The sequence below is a fragment of the Corallococcus llansteffanensis genome (genome assembly GCF_003612055.1).
Lineage (GTDB): Bacteria > Myxococcota > Myxococcia > Myxococcales > Myxococcaceae > Corallococcus > Corallococcus llansteffanensis.
In genome coordinates this window covers 1-3,961 of the sequence record NZ_RAWB01000762.1, presented here as the reverse complement: position 1 = coordinate 3,961, position 3,961 = coordinate 1, and the positions used below count along the sequence as shown (strand labels likewise).

Genomic DNA, 3,961 nt, shown 5'->3' with positions numbered 1-3,961 from the left:
GGGTCAGGATGCGTGGGATGCCGCGTCGGTGGGCGGCACGCTCCGCCCCGATCCTGTAGGAAGGCATCCCGCATGAGACCCGCACCCATGGAAGAGTCACCGTCGGCGGACCGCGACGTCGAGGCCCCCGCGCCTGCGTCGCAGGGCCTGTGGACGCTGGTGAAGCAAGCGCTGCACGGCACGGAGCTGGACCTGACGCGGCTGCCCATCCGGCGCGCCATCTTCCTGCTGGCCGTGCCCATGGTGCTGGAGATGTTGATGGAGTCGGTGTTCTCCGTCGTGGACGTCTTCTTCGTCGGCAGGCTCGGCGCGGAGGCGGTCGCCACGGTGGGGCTCACCGAGTCCATCCTCGTCATCATCTACGCGGCCGGCATGGGGTTGAGCATCGGCGCCACGGCGATGGTGGCGAGGCGCATCGGGGAGAAGGACGCGGAGCGGGCGGCGCGCACGGCGGTGCAGGCCATCGGGCTGGGGGTGGTCATCTCGCTGGCGCTGGCCGTCGCGGGCATCGTCTTCGCCCGGCCGCTGCTGGCGGCGCTGGGCGGCTCGCCCTGGGTGCTGGAGCACGGCGTGGGCTACACGCGCGTGATGATGGGCGGGGTGGTGAGCATCCTGCTGCTCTTCCTCATCAACGCCATCTTCCGGGGCGCGGGCGACGCGGCCATCGCGATGCGCGTGCTGGGGCTGGCCAACGGCATCAACGTCCTGCTCGCGCCGTGTCTCATCTTCGGCCTGGGGCCGTTCCCGGAGATGGGCGTGGTGGGCGCGGCGTGGGCCACCACGCTGGGGCGCAGCGCGGGCGTGCTGTACCAGCTCTTCCGGCTGATGCAGGGCAACGGGCGGCTCCAGGTGCGGCGTGAGCACGTGGCGCTGGAGCCCACGACGATGCTGGCGATGTTGCGGCTGTCGGGCGCGGGCATGGTGCAGGCGCTGGTGAACACGTCGAGCTGGGTGGTGCTGGTGCGGCTCGTGTCGTCGTTCGGCAGCACGGCGCTCGCGGGCTACACCATCGCGATGCGCATCCTGCTCTTCGCGCTCCTGCCCGCGTGGGGCCTGGGCAACGCGGCCTCCACGCTCCTGGGACAGAGCATGGGCGCGGGCGACGTGGAGCGGGGGCAGCGGGCGGTGTGGATGGCGGGCCGCTACAACCTGTTCGTGCTGAGCAGCATCGGGCTGGTGTTCTTCGTCTTCGCGACGCCGCTGCTGGGCGCGTTCACGACGGACGCGGCGGTGGTGGTGTCGGGCGCCCGGGCGCTGCGCATCTTCTGCCTGTGCTTCGTCTCCTGCGCGTACGGCATGGTCATCACCTCCGCGTTCAACGGCGCGGGGGACACCCGCACGCCCACGCTCATCGACCTGGGCTGCTTCTGGGCGCTGGAGCTGCCCCTGGCCTGGGTGCTGTCGAGGCCGCTGGGGATGGGTGAGGTGGGCGTGTTCCTCGCGGTGCCGGTGGCCTTCGCGGTGATGTCCGTGTCGAGCATCCTCCTGTTCCGGCGAGGGCACTGGAAGACGCGCGTCGTCTAGCCTGGAGGCGCGCCGTCAGGGCAGGCAGATCTCGAAGCCGGTGCGCCCCCGGGGGAAGGTCGTCGGGGGGCGCGAGGCGGGCGTGACGGCGTAGAGGTGGAAGTCCAGCTGGCGCTGGAAGAAGCCCTTCAGCGCCGGCGCCAGCGGATCCTCCGAGTCCTGCTGCACGGTGAAGAAGTGGAAGCCCTGGCCGTGGAACGCGGCGTAGACGGCGTCGAGCAGCGCGCGGAAGACGGCGGGGTCCTCGCCGGGTACGCAGGTGTTGCAGAGGTAGAAGTAGCGGAAGTCCTGTCCGGGCGCGGGCAGCCGGGGGGCGCCCGTCACGGTGGCGAGCGCGTTGAAGCCCCGGCGCACCCACTGCATGCCGCCCCGGTACGCGAGCACGCGGTAGCGCTTCACGGCGTCGGGGTTCCACGCGGAGGTGCAGCCGACGAGGCGCCCGCCCGCGTCGAACGCGAGGAACGTGTCCTCCACGCGCAGGCCCGGCCAGTGCGCGAAGCGGTGCTCCAGCTCGCCCGAATCGTAGCGGTAGCCGAAGGGGCGCGTGCGGTGGTCCGCGTCCAGGAGCGCGGCCATGGCGGGCACGTCCGCGGCGGTGGCGCGGCGCACGGTGAAGCGGCTGGGGCGCGGGCGGCGGCGGAGGACGAACTGGATGGAGACGGCGGAGAAGGCGCGCAGCAGGTGGTAGTGCGGCTGGGCCTCGCGCGTGGCGGCGCGGCGCACGAGCGCCTGGAGCGCGGCGGCGTTGGAGGCCATGACGGCGGTGAGGAAGACGTCCACGCCCTGGCGGCGAGCGGTCTCCTCCAGCACGGGGCCATAGAAGCGGGCGACGCTCCGGGCCCGGCGCGCGGAGAAGCGGGTGCGCAGGTCGCCCAGGTAGCCCACGCGGCAAGGCCGGCCCTCCAGCCACCCGTCGCGCACGTGGATGGCGCCCATGCCGTCCAACCGGGAGGGTTCTCCGTGAGCCCAGACCTCGGCCTCGCCGCGCTGCATGGCGAAGAGGGCGAAGTAGTCCGGGGCGCGCTGGGTGCTGAGCACCAGGTCCCCCGTCATGGGCACGTCGCCGAACAGGTCCAGCAGCGCGGCGTTGTCATCCCGGGTGGCGCGGCGGAGGGGGCTCATGGCTCGGGTGTCAGCGTATGCGACACGGCGTTGGACTTCCGCCCTTCCGCACCCTGCGCCAGATTGAGCCCACACGCGCGACACAGGAGGGTGCCATGGGGCTGCTTGGCTGGATCATCTTCGGCTTCTTCGCGGGCCTCATCGCCCGGGCCGTGCTGCCGGGGAACCAGCGCCTGGGCTGCCTTGGGACCACGCTCCTGGGCGTGGGGGGCGCGTTCGTGGGCGGCTTCCTCACGTCCTTGTGGCGGGGCACCGACTGGCGCGACCCGGAGCCCGCCGGCTTCCTGGGGGCCGTCCTGGGCGCCGCCGTCCTGCTGCTGGTGTCCCGGGCCGCCTTCGGACGCCAGCCATAGGGGAGCCGGGAATCCCGGCCCGCCTCCCCGGTTGCAGCCCCGGCGGCCGGTTGTCCCACCCGCCAGGGGCGCCCATCCGGGGAAAGCACGGTTCCCAAGAGGAAGACGGGCATTTTCTGTAGTACACCGCGCCCCGGGCATGCAGCGGGCCGTCGGCTGCCGCTGAGCCAAAGGAAAGGCGACGACATCATGAAGAAGACGATTCTGATTGCGACCATGCTGAGCCTGACGGCCTGCCAGGGTCAGGGCGGCGCGAAGGATGAGAAGGCCGGCGCCACGGGCACCACCACCGCGGCGGCCGCGGGCGCTCCCCAGACGGAGGAGCAGAAGACGCTGTACGCGCTGGGCCTGTCCATCGGCCGCAGCATCAGCGTGTTCGACATGACCCCGCAGGAGCTGGAGTTCGTGAAGTCCGGCCTCTCCGCGCAGGTGTCCGGTCAGAAGACGGACGTGGACCTGGAGGTCTATGGCCCCAAGCTCCAGGAGCTCGCCCGCGAGCGTTCGCTCCGCAAGGCCACGCAGGAGAAGGAGAAGGCCGTCAAGTTCCTGGCGGAGAAGGCCAAGGAGACCGGCGCGCAGAAGACCGAGTCCGGCCTCATCTACAAGGAGACCCAGGCGGGCACCGGTCCCCAGCCCCAGGCCTCCGACATCGTGAAGGTGCACTACAAGGGCACCCTCTCCGACGGCAAGGAGTTCGACTCCTCCTACAAGCGCGGTGAGCCCACCCAGTTCCCGCTCCAGGGCGTCATCAAGTGCTGGACCGAGGGCCTCCAGAAGATGAAGGTCGGCGGCAAGGCGCAGCTCACCTGCCCCTCTGACATCGCCTACGGCGACCGCGGCGCGCCCCCGAACATCCCCGGCGGTGCCGCGCTCGTGTTCGACGTGGAGCTGCTGGAGATCGTGAAGCCCCCCGAGGCGCCTCCCGGTGGCATGCCCGGCATGCCCGGTGGCATGGGCGCCAC

The 3,961-nt window shown here is 71.6% G+C and carries 4 protein-coding genes; 3 read left to right on the top strand and 1 reads right to left on the bottom strand.

Features of this window, described 5'->3' with window-relative positions:
- Nucleotides 1–72: 72 nt before the first annotated feature.
- On the top strand, nucleotides 73–1,524 hold the full coding sequence (locus tag D7V93_RS39740) for an MATE family efflux transporter (protein ID WP_244237787.1): 1,452 nt from the start codon (nucleotides 73–75) through the stop codon (nucleotides 1,522–1,524).
- Nucleotides 1,525–1,539: 15 nt separating this feature from the next.
- Here the strand turns inward: D7V93_RS39740 and D7V93_RS39735 are convergent, their stop codons facing one another.
- Nucleotides 1,540–2,646, bottom strand: coding sequence for a GNAT family N-acetyltransferase (locus D7V93_RS39735; protein WP_120648239.1), 1,107 nt, complete (start codon nucleotides 2,644–2,646; stop codon nucleotides 1,540–1,542).
- 95 nt (nucleotides 2,647–2,741) lie between these two features.
- Between D7V93_RS39735 and D7V93_RS39730 the strand changes: the two genes are divergently transcribed.
- Together D7V93_RS39730 and D7V93_RS39725 are read left to right on the top strand one after the other, a co-directional pair.
- A complete protein-coding gene (locus D7V93_RS39730; protein ID WP_120648238.1) occupies nucleotides 2,742–2,999 on the top strand; it encodes a GlsB/YeaQ/YmgE family stress response membrane protein in 258 nt (85 codons plus the stop codon).
- Between the two features lie 189 nt (nucleotides 3,000–3,188).
- The coding region (locus tag D7V93_RS39725) for an FKBP-type peptidyl-prolyl cis-trans isomerase (RefSeq protein WP_147451589.1) at nucleotides 3,189–3,961 on the top strand (773 nt) is incomplete at its 3' end.